Annotated in this window: 17 protein-coding genes; all 17 read left to right on the top strand. The window is 42.6% G+C overall.

Annotation, left to right across the window (positions count from 1 at the left end; all coding sequences use genetic code 11):
• Nucleotides 1-3: 3 nt before the first annotated feature.
• The 17 genes from cobJ (at nt 4) to rnz (ending at nt 16,317) form a co-directional block, all read left to right on the top strand.
• Nucleotides 4-1,671, top strand: coding sequence for a precorrin-3B C(17)-methyltransferase (cobJ, locus tag MHB42_RS11420; protein WP_340806260.1), 1,668 nt, complete (start codon nt 4-6; stop codon nt 1,669-1,671).
• A 15-nt stretch (nt 1,672-1,686) separates the two neighbouring features.
• Entirely contained in the window at nt 1,687-2,586 is a 900-nt protein-coding gene (locus MHB42_RS11415; RefSeq protein ID WP_340806259.1) for a sirohydrochlorin chelatase, read from the top strand.
• The gene (gene cobK, locus MHB42_RS11410) at nt 2,583-3,344 is read left to right on the top strand and encodes a precorrin-6A reductase (protein ID WP_340806257.1); all 762 of its coding nucleotides are present in this window, start codon (nt 2,583-2,585) and stop codon (nt 3,342-3,344) included. Before MHB42_RS11415 ends, cobK begins: the two co-directional genes overlap by 4 nt.
• Nucleotides 3,345-3,356: 12 nt before the next feature.
• A complete protein-coding gene (locus MHB42_RS11405) occupies nt 3,357-4,016 on the top strand; it encodes a precorrin-8X methylmutase (protein ID WP_340806255.1) in 660 nt (219 codons plus the stop codon).
• Nucleotides 4,016-5,149 (top strand): cobalt-precorrin-5B (C(1))-methyltransferase, encoded by a 1,134-nt coding sequence (locus MHB42_RS11400; RefSeq protein ID WP_340806254.1) that lies wholly within the window; start codon nt 4,016-4,018, stop codon nt 5,147-5,149. The genes MHB42_RS11405 and MHB42_RS11400 overlap by 1 nt, the downstream gene beginning before the upstream one ends.
• Nucleotides 5,124-6,326, top strand: coding sequence for a precorrin-6y C5,15-methyltransferase (decarboxylating) subunit CbiE (gene cbiE / locus MHB42_RS11395; RefSeq protein ID WP_340806252.1), 1,203 nt, complete (start codon nt 5,124-5,126; stop codon nt 6,324-6,326). Before MHB42_RS11400 ends, cbiE begins: the two co-directional genes overlap by 26 nt.
• On the top strand, nt 6,319-7,026 hold the full coding sequence (gene cobI / locus MHB42_RS11390) for a precorrin-2 C(20)-methyltransferase (protein ID WP_340806250.1): 708 nt from the start codon (nt 6,319-6,321) through the stop codon (nt 7,024-7,026). Before cbiE ends, cobI begins: the two co-directional genes overlap by 8 nt.
• On the top strand, nt 7,026-7,811 hold the full coding sequence (gene cobM / locus MHB42_RS11385) for a precorrin-4 C(11)-methyltransferase (RefSeq protein WP_340806248.1): 786 nt from the start codon (nt 7,026-7,028) through the stop codon (nt 7,809-7,811). Before cobI ends, cobM begins: the two co-directional genes overlap by 1 nt.
• Nucleotides 7,804-8,925: a cobalt-precorrin 5A hydrolase gene (locus MHB42_RS11380; RefSeq protein WP_340806247.1), complete on the top strand. Its 1,122-nt coding sequence runs from the start codon at nt 7,804-7,806 to the stop codon at nt 8,923-8,925. Before cobM ends, MHB42_RS11380 begins: the two co-directional genes overlap by 8 nt.
• 11 nt (nt 8,926-8,936) lie before the next feature.
• Nucleotides 8,937-10,304, top strand: coding sequence for a cobyrinate a,c-diamide synthase (locus tag MHB42_RS11375; RefSeq protein WP_340806246.1), 1,368 nt, complete (start codon nt 8,937-8,939; stop codon nt 10,302-10,304).
• Nucleotides 10,297-10,935, top strand: a complete 639-nt coding sequence (locus MHB42_RS11370) for a precorrin-2 dehydrogenase/sirohydrochlorin ferrochelatase family protein (RefSeq protein WP_340806245.1) — start codon at nt 10,297-10,299, stop codon at nt 10,933-10,935. Before MHB42_RS11375 ends, MHB42_RS11370 begins: the two co-directional genes overlap by 8 nt.
• Nucleotides 10,932-11,699, top strand: coding sequence for a uroporphyrinogen-III C-methyltransferase (gene cobA, locus MHB42_RS11365; protein WP_340806244.1), 768 nt, complete (start codon nt 10,932-10,934; stop codon nt 11,697-11,699). Before MHB42_RS11370 ends, cobA begins: the two co-directional genes overlap by 4 nt.
• Before the next feature lie 19 nt (nt 11,700-11,718).
• Nucleotides 11,719-12,282: a nitroreductase family protein gene (locus MHB42_RS11360; protein WP_340806242.1), complete on the top strand. Its 564-nt coding sequence runs from the start codon at nt 11,719-11,721 to the stop codon at nt 12,280-12,282.
• Nucleotides 12,283-12,295: 13 nt separating this feature from the next.
• Nucleotides 12,296-12,832: a cob(I)yrinic acid a,c-diamide adenosyltransferase gene (locus MHB42_RS11355; RefSeq protein ID WP_340806241.1), complete on the top strand. Its 537-nt coding sequence runs from the start codon at nt 12,296-12,298 to the stop codon at nt 12,830-12,832.
• A 122-nt stretch (nt 12,833-12,954) separates the two neighbouring features.
• Nucleotides 12,955-14,454 (top strand): cobyric acid synthase, encoded by a 1,500-nt coding sequence (locus tag MHB42_RS11350; protein ID WP_340806239.1) that lies wholly within the window; start codon nt 12,955-12,957, stop codon nt 14,452-14,454.
• The gene (locus tag MHB42_RS11345) at nt 14,451-15,287 is read left to right on the top strand and encodes a class I SAM-dependent methyltransferase (protein ID WP_340806237.1); all 837 of its coding nucleotides are present in this window, start codon (nt 14,451-14,453) and stop codon (nt 15,285-15,287) included. Before MHB42_RS11350 ends, MHB42_RS11345 begins: the two co-directional genes overlap by 4 nt.
• A gap of 97 nt (nt 15,288-15,384) precedes the next feature.
• Nucleotides 15,385-16,317, top strand: a complete 933-nt coding sequence (gene rnz, locus MHB42_RS11340; protein ID WP_340806236.1) for a ribonuclease Z — start codon at nt 15,385-15,387, stop codon at nt 16,315-16,317.
• The last annotated feature ends 230 nt before the right edge of the window (nt 16,318-16,547 follow it).

Raw genomic sequence — 16,547 nt, 5'->3', positions numbered from 1 at the left:
AGGATGGCACAAAAAGGGAAAATTTTCGTAGTGGGCTTTGGACCTGGAGATTTTAAGCATATTACGACACGTGCTGTAGAGGCATTGCAACAAAGTGATATGATTATCGGCTATAAAACCTATGTAGAGCTTATTCAAGATTTAGTCAATGCCAAGTCAATTATTAGTACAGGTATGACAGAGGAGGTTTCACGTGCACAGGAGGCTGTGCGTCAAGCAGAGGCTGGTAGTATTGTTTCGGTGATTTCCAGTGGAGATGCCGGCGTTTACGGGATGGCTGGTTTGGTGTATGAAGTGTTAATTGAGCTGGGCTGGACAGAGGCAACAGGCATTGAAGTCGAAATTGTTCCAGGGATTTCAGCGATTAATTCATGTGCTAGTTTACTAGGAGCACCCATTATGCATGATGCTTGCACAATCAGCTTAAGCGACCATTTAACACCTTGGAATTTAATTGCAAAGCGTGTAGAGGCGGCAGCGATGGCAGACTTTGTCATTGCACTCTACAATCCAAAAAGTGGACGTCGTACAAGACAAATTGTGGAGGCACAGCGCATTCTGTTAGAATACCGTTCACCTGATACACCTGTTGGGCTTGTGAAAAGTGCCTATCGTGAGCGTCAAGAAATTACGATGACAACATTAGCAGAAATGCTAGAGCATGATATTGGTATGCTAACAACTGTCATTATCGGGAATTCTTCGACATTTTTCTATGATAATAAAATGATTACACCGCGTGGCTATCAGCGCAAATATACACTTGGTGCAGAGAAGCAGCCATTGCGTCCACATCAACGTTTGCGTGAAGAAAATGAACCTTGGGCAATGAACCAAGAAACAGGAGCTGCACGAAATGATTTTGCTGCTGACCCTAATGCAGGACGCTTTATTAAACCCAGTGTAGCCGCTGCGCCAAAACCGAAAAAAACAGCATTGGAAATGGCTACAGCGGCACTTGCAATGGTGAAAGGAACAAGTGCAATACAGGCAACGCCAAAGCTTGTCCAGCAAAACATTGAATCCATTTTTGAATTAGCTGTAAGCCCGGGTGTGGCTAATAAATTTTTTACACCACAGCAAATGACAACATTGGCAGAGGTCGTTGGTGAAAATGGCACGATGGAATATACACCAGAGCATCAAATCCATTTAAAAATTCCAACAACTGAGCCTGATCGCATTACCGAAAAGCTACAGGCAGTAGGCTTTTTACTAGCGCCTATTGGTGATGTTGTGACATTGAAGGCTTGTGATTTTTGCTATGGTGAAAAGGCAGATTCAATTCCATATGCAGAAGAAATTCAGGAAAAGCTAGGTGGCATGTCCTTGCCGAAAACATTAAATATTGGCTTTAATGGCTGTGGTATGGCTTGCTATCGTGCTGTGTTTGACGATATTGGCATTGTATACCGCAAAAGTAAGTTTGATGTTTTTATTGGGGCAAAGCCAGTGGGTCGTACAGCACATGCGGCACAGCCTGTTGTAGAAGGCTTGGAGCCAGAACAACTGATACCGCTTATTACAGAGATTATTGAAGAATATAAAGCAAATGCTCATCCAAATGAGCGCTTGTTTAAATATTTTAAACGTGTGAAAAAGATACTACATTTTACGTATCAGGATATGTCTTCCAAAATAAAAGTAGAGCCAGCTCCATGCGGCGACTAGTGAGGAGTAATAGAGATGAAAGCAATTTTATTTGTCGGCCATGGTAGCCGTTTAGCAGCAGGAAATGATGAGGTACGTACATTTATCGAGCAAATGACACCGCGTATTGATCCACAATTTTTAGTGGAAACGTGCTTTCTTGAATTTGCCTCACCGAATATTGAAGAAGGAATTACAAACTGTGTGAAAAAAGGGGCAACAGAGGTTCATGTCATTCCGATTATTTTACTCCATGCAGGTCATTCTAAGCTCCATATCCCAGCAGAAATTGAGCATGCACGCGAACATTATCCAAACGTTACGTTCACATATGGTCAAACAATTGGTATTCATGAAGAAATATTTGCGATTTTACAAGATCGCCTAGCAGACATTGGTTTTAGTACGGAAGAGGAGCAGCAGGATACAGCCATTTTATTAATTGCACGAGGCGGTAGTGATCCAGAGGCAAATGGTGATTTTTATAAAATCACACGACTACTATGGGAAAAGCTTCCTGTCAAATATGTGGAAAGCGCTTTTATGGGAGTAACAGACCCGCGTGTTGAGGAAGGCATGGAGCGTTGTGTCAAACTAGGTGCTAAAAAGATTACGATGCTGCCATACTTCTTATTCACAGGCATTTTAATGGAGCGTATGAAGGGAATGTGTGAAAGCTTTAATGTGCAATATCCTGAGTGTGAGATTCAAATTGCCGATTATTTTGGCTACCATGAACGTCTGCAAAATGTGTTATTAGAGCGTATTGAGCAGGCTGTTAATGGGACATCAACAGGCATGCAAGATTTAGAGAATTACCGTGCCTATGCGGCAGTACATGGACATGCACATCATCACCATCATCATGACCACGAGCATGGACACGATCACCATCACGACCATGACCATCATCATGCAGAGGAGCCTGTCAAATGATTTTCATGTTAGCAGGGACGAGTGATGCAAGAAACCTAGCCCTTGAATTGCAGCAGGCAGGGTATCCTGTCACAGCTACGGTCGTTACCGAATCAGCAGCCACTAGCCTTGCTGATGCTGGCTTGCCGCATTTAATCGGTCGGCTCACGGCTGACGAAATGGCAGCGATTATTACAGAGCAGAACTATCAATTAGTAGTAGATGCCTCACATCCCTTTGCGGAGGAGGCATCTAAAAATGCGATGGCAGCGGCAGAGCAGGCACAGATTCCATATATTCGCTATGAGCGAGCTCATGAACATTATGCCCATCCTTTAATTACTGTTGTAAAGGATTATGAGGAGGCAGCTCAGCTAGCTGCAGAAAAACGCGGTGTCATTATGCTAACAACAGGAAGTAAGACACTCGCAACCTTTACAAAGGTGCTTCACGGCTTAGACAATACAAGAGTGATTGCGCGTATGCTGCCACGACTGGACAATATGGAAAAATGTGAGGCGCTCGGCGTGGCACAGCGAGATATTGTGGCCATTCAAGGTCCATTTTCAAAGGAGTTAAATGAAGCGCTATTTCGTCAATATGGCGTAACATTAATGATTACGAAGGAAAGCGGCAAGGTTGGCTCAGTGGATGAGAAGCTAGAGGCGGCGCTTGCTTGTAATATTGAAACGATTTTAATTGCCAGACCAAATATTCAATACGGCCAGCAATATTCAACATTTGAAGATGTTTTACAGGCTGTACAACAAACACTTTAGGAGGCATTTTTCATGGATTTTAAAACAGATTTCAAACCATTAACAGTAGACCCAGATAAAATTTACGATTATAGCTTTTCTATTATTGCGGAGGAAATGGGTGAGCATGATTTTTCAGAGGATGAATGGAAGGTTGTGCGACGTATTATCCATGCATCAGCAGATTTTGAGCTAGGTCGTAGTGTTATTATTACACCGGGCGCTATTGAAGCAGGCATCAAGTCTATTCTTGCGGGACGTCATGTGATTGCAGATGTGCAAATGATTGAAAGTGGCTCTGGTAAGAAGCGCTTCCAAAAGCATGGCGGAGATTTACATTGCTATATTGCAGATGAGGATGTTGCGATTGAAGCAAAAAAACAAAATACAACGCGTGCCATTATTTCGATGCAAAAGGCAGCAAAGCTCCATGAAGGCGGTATTTATGCAATTGGTAATGCCCCAACAGCATTGCTGGAATTGATTCGTTTAGTAAAAGAGGGTCTAGCAAAGCCTGATTTAATTATTGGTATGCCTGTTGGCTTTGTATCAGCGGCTGAATCAAAGGAAGAGCTGCTGAAACTTGAAGGCATTCCATATATTACGAATGTTGGCCGTAAAGGCGGCAGTACAGTGACGGTAGCCGCATTAAATGCCATCTCACTTTTAGCGGACGAACAGGCGAAAAAATAATGGAGCGCAAGCCAAAAAAGGACCCCAAGGACATGCGTCACGGTTACACAACGGGAGCCTGTGCAACTGCGGTAACAAAGGCCGCATTGCTCGCTTTAATTACCAATGAAGAGCAGGAAACAAGCACCATTCATTTACCAATTGGGCGAGATGCAACCTTTACCATTGAAAAATGTATATTTGAGCAACATGGAGTTAGCTGTGAAACGATTAAAGATGCAGGTGATGATCCTGATGCCACACATCAGGCACTCATTGTAAGTACAGTGAGCTGGGCAGATACACCAGGCATTCATTTAGACGGGGGGATTGGTGTCGGGCGAGTGACAAAGCCCGGCTTGCCAGTGCCTGTTGGACAGGCTGCTATTAATCCTGTACCACGTAAAATGATTTTTAGCACTGTACAAGGTGTGTTGGATGAATTTCACATTACAAGAGGCGTGAATGTGGTAATTTCTGTACCAAAGGGTGAGGAAATTGCGAAAAAAACATTAAATGGACGGCTTGGTATACTTGGAGGCATCTCGATTTTAGGCACTAGGGGAACTGTTGTGCCTTTTTCAAGTTCTGCCTATATGGCAAGTATTGTGCAGGCAATTAGTGTGGCAAAAGAGGCTGGCTGTGACCATTTAGTTGTTACCACTGGTGGCCGTAGTGAAAAATTTGCGATGCAGCAATATCCACACTTACCAGAGGAAGCCTTTATTGAAATGGGCGATTTTGTTGGCTTTACCTTAAAGCATTGTAAACGCCTTGGCATGAAACAAGTATCACTTGTTGGCATGATGGGCAAGTTTTCGAAGGTTGCGCAAGGGGTAATGATGGTGCATTCCAAAAGTGCACCGATTGATTTTTCTTTTTTAGCACAGCTAGCAGCAGATAGTGGGGCAGATGAAGCAACGATTGCCGAAGTACGAGATGCCAACACAGCGTCACAAGTCGGAGAAATTATGATGGCAAAGGGCTATAATGCATTCTTTCATCATTTATGTGAGGCTTGCTGCTACTCCTCACTCCATCATATAAAGGGCGGTCTAACGCTTTCCACATCGATCTATTCGATGCAGGGACAATTACTAGGAAGGGCTGATAATATTGCATCGATCGATGAAGTTAATTGGGATCGGGGATAACGGATTAGCAAGCTTACTACCACAATATCTTCAATGGATTGAGGATAGCGAGGTGCTTGTTGGTGGTGAACGTGTTCTCGATTTTTTCCCAGCTTATACAGGTGAAAAGATTGTTATTAAAGGCGGTCTTTCAACACTTGTTGAACGCTTAGCAAATGAAACAAAAAAAACAGTTATTTTAGCATCAGGAGATCCGTTATTTTATGGGCTTGGTGGCTATTTAGCGAAAAAGCTTGAGATAGAGGTGTATCCGTATATAAGCTCTGTCCAGCTTGCCTTTGCAAAGATGGGTGAAAGCTGGCAGGATGCTTATGTAGCAAGCATTCATGGACGCTCTATGAAGGGCTTGGCACAGCGCATCGATGGCAAAAAGAAAGTTGCACTGTTAACAGATGCCGATAATAGCCCAAATGCCCTTGCTCGCTATTTAAAGCATTTTGGTATGTTGGAATACCGCGCGTTTGTGGCGGAAAATTTACAGGGTGAAAACGAAAAAAGTGGCTGGTACTCGCTCGACGAAATGGAAGTTACTCATTTTTCGCCTTTAAATGTCGTGATTTTAAAACAAACAATAGCACCGAAACGCTACACACTTGGGATTGATGATGAAGAGTTTTCACAACGTAAGCCAGATAAAGGACTTATTACGAAGAAAGAAATTCGAGTTTTAAGTTTGCAAGCCATGCAGCTTCAACAGAATAGCATTATTTGGGATATTGGCACATGTACGGGTTCTATGGCGATTGAGGCAGGTAAGCTTGCACCTGAAGGACAAGTATTTGCAGTAGAAAAAAACGCACCCGATTTAGAAAACTGTCTCCAAAATCAACAAAAGTTTCGAGTCGATATAACGGCTATTCATAGCAAAGCACCAGAGGGTTTAGACAACTTTCCAGACCCTGATGCTATTTTTATCGGTGGCACTGGTGGTGAAATGGTTGAGTTATTGCAATTATGCTGTCAGCGTTTAAAGCAAAATGGGCGCATTGTATTAAATGCAGCGACCATTGAAAATTTATATAAGGCTGTGGAGGCGTTTAAGGCTTGTGGCTTTGCCGTCGAAATTTTACAGGCACAGCTTGCACGTAGTAAACCGATTTTAAATATGACACGCTTTGTTCCATTAAATCCAATATACATTATTTCCGCTTATCGAAAGGAAGAAAATCATGACTAATCTAGGTGTTTTATATGGCTTGGGCGTTGGTCCCGGCGATCCAGAATTAATTACAGTAAAGGCATTTCGCGTGATTCAAGAATCGCCTGTTATTGCCTATCCAAAAAAGCTAAGAGGTAGTAAAAGCTATGCCCATCGTATTGTCGATGTTTATATTAATCCAGAGGAAAAAGATATGCTTGGGCTTGTCTTTCCTATGACAAAGGATGAGGCTATCCTTGAGCGTGAATGGACAAAATCGGTGGAGCTTGTTTATGAAAAATTACAACAGGGCAAGGATGTTGCCTTTGTAACAGAGGGCGATCCACTATTATATAGTACGTTTATCCATATGATGAAACTGATGCAGGACAAGTATCCAGAGGTAGAAATTCGTACGGTGCCAGGAATTTCTTCATTCAATGGCTCCGCCTCACGCTTAGGCATTGCATTGGCAGATGGCGATGATCGTGTAGCGATTATCCCTGCCTATGACGATTACGAGGCAATGCGTGAAGCGATTGAAAGCCATGATGCAGTGGTTTTTATTAAAGTAGCAAAAGTGATTGACTTAATGCTTGAGGTGCTACGTGATTTAGATTTATTGGATAAAGCATCCGTGGTGACAAAGGTAACATCTGATGAGGAAGTCATTTGGGATGTACGTGAGCTAGATGGTGTCGATTTAGAATATTTAACATTAATGGTGGTGCGTAAATAATGAAGAAAATCTATATTGTCGGTGCTGGTCCTGGTGATCCCGATTTAATTACAGTCAAAGGCTTACATATGCTACAAACAGCAGACGTTGTCATGTATACAGATTCATTAGTGAGTGAAGAGCTAATTGCCAAAGCAAGACCAGATGCAGAAGTAATTCGTACGGCTGGTATGCATTTAGAGGAAATGGTTGCGGTAATGGTAGACCGTGTGAATGCAGGAAAAACAGTCGCACGTATGCATACCGGTGACCCTGCTATGTACGGGGCAATTATGGAGCAGGTTGCACTATTAAAAAAGGAAGGCATTGGCTATGAGGTTATTCCAGGGGTAAGCTCTGTCTTTGCATCCGCAGCGGCTATTGGCGCGGAGCTAACAATTCCAGATTTAACGCAAACCCTTATTTTAACACGTGCCGAAGGGCGTACACCTGTGCCAGAATTTGAAAAGCTGCGTGATTTAGCGAGCCATCATTGTACAATTGCCTTATTCCTTAGTGCAACGCTGACGAAGAAAATTGTCAAGGAGCTACAGAGTGCTGGCTGGGTAGATGACACGCCTGTAGCAGTTATTCAGCGTGCTTCATGGCCAGATCAAAAAATCGTTCGTACCACATTAATCGAGTTAGATGAGGCAATGCGTGTTAACGGTATTCGTAAGCATGCGATGATTTTAGCAGGCTGGGCATTAGACCCGAACATTCATGATAAAGATCAATATCGTTCGAAGTTATATGATGCAAGCTTTACACACGGCTTTAGAAAAGGTGTGAAGACAAGTGATTGAGTTACAAGAGGGTGTTTACCCAGAGGTTGAGCAGCGTAACCCTTATGCGGTTGTTGCTATTACAAAGCATGGTGTGCAAATTGGACGTCGTCTGCAGCAGACCTTCGCAGCAAGTGATTTATATTATATGAGCAAATTTGAGCAAGGCGATGAAGCAGAAAAGCATATTCAACTATTTACAGGAACGGTGCGTCTGCTATTGCCAACGCTTTTTCAGCAATATAAAGGCTTGATCTTAATTATTTCACTAGGGGCAGTCGTACGAATGATTGCGCCGATTTTAAAGGATAAAAAAACAGACCCGGGCGTTGTCGTGATTGATGATCGTGGCGAAAATGTTATTAGTGTATTATCAGGGCATTTAGGTGGTGCTAATGAGCTAACACACGAGGTAGCAGCTGCACTTGGTGCAAATCCGATTATTACAACGGCTTCTGATGTACAAAAGACGATTCCAGTTGATTTATTTGGAGCCCGCTTTGGCTGGGTATGGGATAGTGCGGATAAATTGACACCAGTTAGTGCATCTGTTGTAAATGAGGAACATGTAGCCATTGTACAGGAAACAGGCGAACGTGATTGGTGGATGCGTGAAACACCAATGCCTGAGCAAATTAAAATTTATCCATCGACACAGGCAGCGATAGAGGCGAAGCCACATGCCACGTTACTCATTACAGACCGAATTATTGAGCCAGCGGAAGAAGTGCTATTAGAAAATGGCGTAATTTATCGACCTAAATCAATTGTCTTAGGAATGGGCTGTAATCGTGGAACAGCTGTCGAAGAAATTGAACAAGTCATTGATGAAACATTAGCGGAGCTTAAGCTTTCGAAAAAAAGCGTAAAGGCATTATGTACCATTGATCTAAAGAAGGATGAGCAATGCTTTTTAGAGATTACGAAGAAATATGATTGGGAATTTATCACATATACACCCGCTGAATTAAATGAAATCGACTTCCCATCACCTTCTGAAACGGTCTTTCAATATACAGGTGCCTATGGTGTAAGTGAACCCGCAGCTATGCGCTATGCGAAGGTTGATTCACTGCTATTAGAAAAGAAAAAATCAGGCAATGCTACGATTTCTGTTGCTAGATTGCAATTTTAAGGAGGACGCCTATGCAAACAAATCGTTTTGTGCTAGCTGGTACAGGCAGTGGTGTAGGGAAAACAACCTTTACAATTGGGCTGATGAAGGCGCTACAAAATAAAGGTAAAATTGTTCAAGGCTTTAAATGTGGTCCTGATTATATCGACCCTACCTATCATACGGCTGTCACAGGAAGGATATCACGCAATATTGATAGCTGGATGTTTTCACATGAAGCTGTACGCGATATTGTAGCACGCGCAAGCAAGGATGCGGATGTAGCCATTATAGAAGGGGTTATGGGCTTTTATGATGGGAAAAGTCCGTTATCTGATGCTGGCTCTGCTGCAGATATTAGCGTTGTCACAGAGAGCCCTGTTATTTTAATTGTCAATTGTGCAAGCATGGCACGCAGTGTTGCCGCAGTTGTAAAAGGCTTCCAATTACTATCTGATAAGCCGAATATCGTTGGGGTGATTGCCAACCAGGTTGGCAGTGTTGGGCATTATGAAATTGCAAAGGCAGCAATTGAGCAAGAATGCGGTATTCCTGTTATTGGCTATTTAAAGCGTGAGGAGGGCATTGATATCCCAAGTCGTCATTTAGGCTTAGTGCCAGCGATTGAACGCGGAGAGCTTGCTTCATTTTTTGACAAGCTTGGTGAGCTAATGGCAGAAATGATTGATTTGGATCAATTGCTTGATTTAACGAAGGCCCCTATTTTACAAGAATCAGGTCAGCTATTTGCAGCAGAGCCGCCTCAAAATATTGTGATTGCTGTGGCAAGAGATGCTGCTTTTAATTTTTATTATGAGGAAAATTTGGCTTTATTACGTGCAAAGGGTGCAACATTGCAATTTTTCTCCCCGCTTGCCAATGAACCTGTACCAGCAGAGGCAGATGGCTTATATATTGGCGGTGGCTTCCCAGAGGAGTTTGCCGCAACATTGGCGAACAATACAGTGGCAAAAGATTCACTACGTCAAGCGATTGCCAAAGGAGTGCCAACATTAGCGGAATGCGGTGGCTTTATGTATTTAACAGAGGCGATTACCAATAGTGAAGGTGAGCGTTATAGCATGGTAGGCGTAATCCCTGGTGAGGTAGTGATGCAAACAAAGCTAGCAGCACTTGGCTATCGCGAAATTTTCGGTACAGCGGATAATTTTTTAATTGGTGCAGCGGAGCAAGCAAAGGGCCATGAATTCCACTATTCACAATATAGTGGCACGCACAATACGCCAGCCTATGAAACAATCGGGCGCTTTGGCAAAAAGCAAGAAGGCTATCAGGTAGGCAATTTAGTGGCAGGCTATACACATTTTCATTTTGTATCAAACCCAAAGCTTGTTGACAATTGGTTAACAGCTTGTAAGAAGGTGAAGAAGCATGACTAATTATTTTCCAATTCATATCAATCTTGATTATAAAACAGTTGTCATTGTTGGTGGTGGTCACGTTGCAACACAAAAGGTAGCATCCCTATTACCAACAAAGGCAAATATTGTGATTGTGAGTCCAACGTTGAACGACTCTTTACAGCCACTTGTTACATCAGGGCAAATTACATGGCAGCAAAAAGAATTTGGACCAAGTGATTTGGACGATGCCATCCTTATTATCGCCGCAACGAATGTGACGGCTGTGAATGAAGCAGTACAGGAGGCAGCCCAGCATTGGCAGCTTGTGAATCGAACAGATGCACAGAGTGAGAGCGATTTTATTACACCTGCTATTGTGCGCCGTGGCTCTTTTGTGCTAACGGTTTCGACATCAGGCGCAAGCCCAGGATTAGCGCGCAAAGTAAAGGCAGATTTAGAGGAGCAATTTGACGAAGCATATGATGATTATGTGGACTTTTTACAGCAGGCACGCTTAATGATTGCCGCAAAGTATGAGAAAGGCTCACAAAGGCGTGTCGCATTAAAGGCATTATTAGAGCCAAGCATCCTTGAATGGACAAGAAATGGGGAAACGCAAAAGCGTGAAGCCTATTTACAACAACTACTGATGGGAGAACAGCAATGAAGGATGGAATCGTATATATCGTCGGGGCAGGCCCTGGGGACCCAAAGCTTATTACTGTATACGGCCTAGAATGCATTCAAAAGGCTGATGTCATTGCCTATGATCGACTGGTCAACCCTGCATTGCTCGAACATGCTAAAAAGGGAGCGGAGCTTGTCTATTGTGGTAAATTACCTGGCAAACATCACCTGATCCAAGAGGAAATTCATGCATTGCTTGTTGAAAAGGCACAGCAGGGCAAGGTTGTAACACGTCTGAAAGGTGGTGATCCATTTGTGTTTGGACGCGGTGCCGAGGAAGCAGAGGTGCTGAAAAATCATGGCATTGCCTATGAAATCGTGCCTGGCATTACAGCAGGTATTGCAGCGCCAGCTTATGCGGGCATTCCTGTGACACATCGGGATTTTGCGACAAGCTTTGCAATTGTCACAGGACATGGTCGTGAGGAAAAAGGACAAGATTTTTTAAATTGGCCAGCGCTGGCAACAGGAATTGATACGGTCGCCTTTTATATGAGCGTTGGCAATATTGCCTATATCGCTCGAAAATTAATCGAACATGGACGTAATACAGCAACACCTGTCGCTGTTATTGAGTGGGGAACGACTGCACAACAGCGTACAATTACAGGGAGATTAGATGAAATTGCCAGCATTATTGAACGTGAAGGGTATCATAATCCTTCCATGATTGTTGTTGGTGATGTCGTTAATATACGTGAAAAAATACAATGGTTTGAAGAGCAAGGACTTGCTTTTTCGTAAAGCAGAAGGAGGAAGCATAATGACAACTGTGATAGAAGCGTTAAAAAAGCGTCGCGCAATTCGTAACTATACAGCCGCGCCAGTTGAAAAAGAAAAGATCGAGCAAATTTTACAAGCCGCAACCTATGCGCCAAACGACCGTATGCGAGAGCCTTGGCATTTTTATGTCATTCAAGGTGAAGCAATGCAGCGTTATGAGGACATGGCGACTAGCTATTTACAGGAGCGTTTCCCAACAAAGCCTCATTTAGTGGAAAGTTCTTTAAAGGTTGTACAAACAACACCTGTTGCTATTGTAGTAACAGCAGATATGGTAGAAGGCGACACAGATGCAACAGAGGATAATATTTTTGCTGTCTGTAGTGCGATTATGTCCATGTGGCTAGCAGCAGAGGAGCTAGGACTTGGCTTTGTCTGGCGTACACGTGGTGTTGGACTTGTCCATGATCCCCGTATGCATACATTTATTGGTGCAAGCGATACCCAAAAAGTAGTCGGAACAATTTTTATCGGCTATCCTGAAGAGCAAGAGCTTGGCGATAAGAAACGCACATCCTTTGAAGAAAAAACAACTTGGCTGTAAGGAGGCTAAACACATGGCTAAAAAAGGCTTGTTGTTAGTTTATACAGGCGAAGGAAAGGGCAAAACAACGGCATCCCTTGGCGTAACATTACGCGCGGTTGGCCGTGGCTTACATGTGCGCTATATGCAATTTATTAAATCACCAGAGCGTACATATGGCGAACAAATTGCCCTGCGTAAGCTTGGCGTGGACATGGAGCAAATGGGCATTGGCTTTACATGGACAAAGACACCTGAAGAGCACCGCACTGCTTTAGCAAAGGCATGGCAAAAAACAAAGGAAGCCTTGCAGGATGACAGCATTGATTTATTAGTGTTAGATGAATTAAACAATGCACTTGCCATTACAAGGTTTCCAATTGCTGATGTGCTCCCATTGGCAGAGGTGCTAGAGGCTATTAAGCAACGCCCATCAACGATGCATCTTGTTGTGACAGGCAGAAGCGCTCATCCAGCCCTACTGGAGCTAGCTGATTTAGTATCAACCATTGATGCGACAAAGCATTATTATGATGAAGGCATCCCAGCGGTGAAAGGGCTTGAATTTTAACTAACCAAGGGCTGGGTGAATAGCCGCGGAGCCAAGGCAAATACATGCGGAAAAGAAGCAAATAGCCGCGGAACCAAAATAAATACCCGCGCTACATCAATTACAACGGAGGAAAAAGAACGATGCCAGCTAAATCTATTATGATTCAAGGAACAGCCTCTGATGTTGGAAAAAGTATGATTTGTACGGCATTATGTCGTATCTTTTCAGATGATGGTTTTCAAGTAGTGCCGTTTAAATCGCAAAATATGGCACTTAATTCATTTGTAACAAAAGATGGCGGAGAAATTGGCCGTGCACAGGGTGTACAGGCAGAGGCAGCCCGCGTTGTCGCAACAACGGATATGAATCCTATTTTGCTCAAGCCGAAGCAAGATATGATGTCTGAAGTTATTGTGCATGGCAAACATTTTTTAAATATGGATGCTAAAAGCTATCGCAATAACTTTGTGCAGGAAGCGATGCCGATTGTTGAAAAATCGGTGCGTACATTACAGCATACATATGATGTGATTGTGCTAGAGGGTGCAGGAAGCCCAGCAGAAATTAATTTAAAGGATCGCGATATTGCCAATATGCGAATGGCGCATTTAGCAGATGCTGCGGTCGTGCTTGTGGCTGATATTGATCGTGGCGGCGTTTTTGCCTCGATTATTGGGACACTGGCACTGCTGGATGAGGCGGAGCGAGCACGTGTCAAAGGGCTAGTTATTAATAAGTTTAGAGGTATGCGAGAATTACTGGATGATGGTCTGGAATGGGTCGAGCGTGAAACAGGCATTCCAGTGCTTGGTGTTATTCCTTATTTGGATGTCAAGATCGAAGCGGAGGATTCTCTCGCCTTATCGTCCCTGCGCTTTAAAAAGCCAAAGCCTGGCGAATTTGTCGTAGATGTAGCGATGATTCGCTTGCCACGTATTTCAAACTTTACAGATATTGATCCATTCTTTGATGAGCCTGAGGTAGGTGTTCGTTTAGTTGGCAATGTGCAGGAGCTTGGGACACCGGATTTACTAATACTGCCAGGAACAAAAAGCACCATGGATGACTTAGCATGGTTAAAGGCACAGGGCTTTGATAAGGCGATTGCCCATTTACATCAGCGCGGCACAAAAATTATCGGCATTTGTGGCGGCTTCCAAATGCTTGGTGAAACATTACTAGACCCAGATGCAGTGGAAGGAAATGGTGAATCGGCTGAAGGTCTTGGACTATTGCCAATGGAAACGATTTTTGTTGGGGATAAAAAGACTGTGCAAATGACAGGCACAAGAGGGCAGGATATATTGACAGGCTATGAAATCCATCTAGGGCGTACCAAAATTTTACGTGATGAAGTATCACCATTTCTACAGCTTGAGGATGGGCGTGTAGACGGCGCTATTAGTCATGATGAACAGATAATTGGCACGTATTTCCATGGTCTATTCCATAATCGGCCATTTACTCGCCAGCTTGTCAATGAAATACGATTAAAAAAGGGCTTAGTCGCTTTACCAAGTGATGTAAAAAGCGATGCGCAACAACGAGAGGATGCCTACAATATGCTTGCTAGCCATGTACGTGCTAATCTTGATATGAAAAAAATATATGAAATGTTATCGTTAGAGGTATCTGTATGACAAGAAAAGGGCCGTTAGCCATTAATTATGAAGCATTATGGCAGGAGGGTATGAAGGATTGGCATGGTCATATGCCTGAGCGTATGGTCAATGATCAGCTAGAGGAGCAATTTTGGACACAGTCTGTCGCACGAAAAAAATTAGGCCAGACAGACCCTTATGCTGCAAAAATTTTTCAAGAGCTGCAAAAAAGCATTGAACCGCAGCATTCCGTATTAGAAATTGGTCCTGGCTGGGGGAATTATACATTCCCATTAGCACAACAGGTGGACAAGCTAACATGTGTAGATAGCTCTGAAAGTATTTTGCATTATTTACAACAATGCATGCCTAATGAGCAGCATGTTTCCTATGTGCATGCAAAGTGGGAGCATTTAGCTGCTGATGATATCGAGCCACATGATATTGTGTTAGGCATTAATTGTTTTTATCGTATGTATGAAATTAAAAAAGCCTTGTATCATATGAATCGTCTTGCAAAAAAGCGAGCGATTATTGGCATGACAACAGGGCCAATTCAACCACATTATGAATATTTATATGAAAAATATGGCTATGCGATTAAATTTCCACGTAGAGATTATATTGAATTTTTAAACTTATTATATGAAATGGATATTTACGCAGACTGTCAAATCATTCCGTTAGAGCGTGTCTATGAATATAATAGCTATGAGCAGCTAATAGCAACACAAAGTAAAAAAATATTAAGTGCCAACTTCCAGCAAGCACATGTGGAGGAATCACTGGCACCTTTTATCGAAGAAAGAAATGGGCGTTATTATTATCGTCATGATTTTCATGCAGCACTTGTATCATGGCAGCCTAAATAATACATAAACCTTTGGGAAAGCTATTTTGTCAAAGGTTTTTCTTCTTGATATGAATAGGGTACAATAAAGGGATAGAATAAGAAACGAGGTGGCAGATGTGCAGCTACATTTTTTAGGAACAGGTGCAGGCATGCCTTCAAAAGATCGTAATACAAGTGCTTTAATGGTGAAGCTATTAGATGAAATAGGGGAAATGTGGCTATTTGACTGTGGCGAGGCAACACAGCATCAAATTTTACATACCTCGTTAAAACCACGGAAGGTAACGAAAGTTTTTATTACGCATTTACATGGTGATCATATTTTAGGCTTACCTGGCTTTTTAAGCTCGCGCTCCTTTCAAGGAGGAGATGAGTCTTTAACAATTTTTGGTCCAGCAGGCTTACAGCAATGGATTGAGCAAACATTGGCGTTATCCAACACTCATTTAACATATGCTGTGCATTTTGTAGAGGTGCAGGAGGGCATTATTTTTGAGGATGATTATTTTACGATTTACGCTAAGGAGCTGCGCCATGTTGTTCCATGCTATGGCTATCGTATTGAGCAAAAGGATTTACCAGGTGAATTATTAATAGAAAAAGCGCAGGCTCTCGGTATTCCGAAAGGTCCACTGCTTGGGCAGTTGAAGAAAGGGCAGCATATTGTGCTGGACAATGGCACTGTTATTCAAGCGAAGGATGTAACTGCTCCCCCTAAAAAGGGCTTTACGCTAACAATTTTAGGAGATACAAAATATTGTCAAGAAGCTGTGCAATTAGCAATGAATGCTGATATTGTTGTACATGAAGCAACCTTTGATGGCACAATGACAGACCTCGCAACAAAATATGGGCATGCAACAAATACAGAGGCAGCCAAAGTTGCACAGCAAGCAGGAGCAAGCTATTTACTATTAAATCATTTGAGCGCTCGCTTTCTTCCACAAGATTTACCTCAGTTTTTAGCACAAGCCCAGCATGTTTTCCCACAAACACTATTAACCGCCGATCATACAACCTTTACTTGGCACAACAATCAATTACTTTAGCCATCTAAGGAGGTGTTTCAAGAGCTATTTGAAACACTTCTTTTGTAGTTCTAAACACCTAATGAAATGCGCTACTTAATCCAATTGATAATACCCTAAATTGACCTCTATAACTTATGCTATTTATCCTAATTAAATTATTACAATTTAATGACAATTTCCTGATTTATTGTTAGCAGTTTGAAAAAAATGAATGAAATATATGGAAGGACTATTGTATGATGAAATGG

It is taken from the genome of Lysinibacillus sp. FSL K6-0232, assembly GCF_038008325.1.
Classification (GTDB): Bacteria; Bacillota; Bacilli; order Bacillales_A; family Planococcaceae; genus Lysinibacillus.
This window is presented reverse-complemented; position numbering and strand designations above follow the sequence as displayed.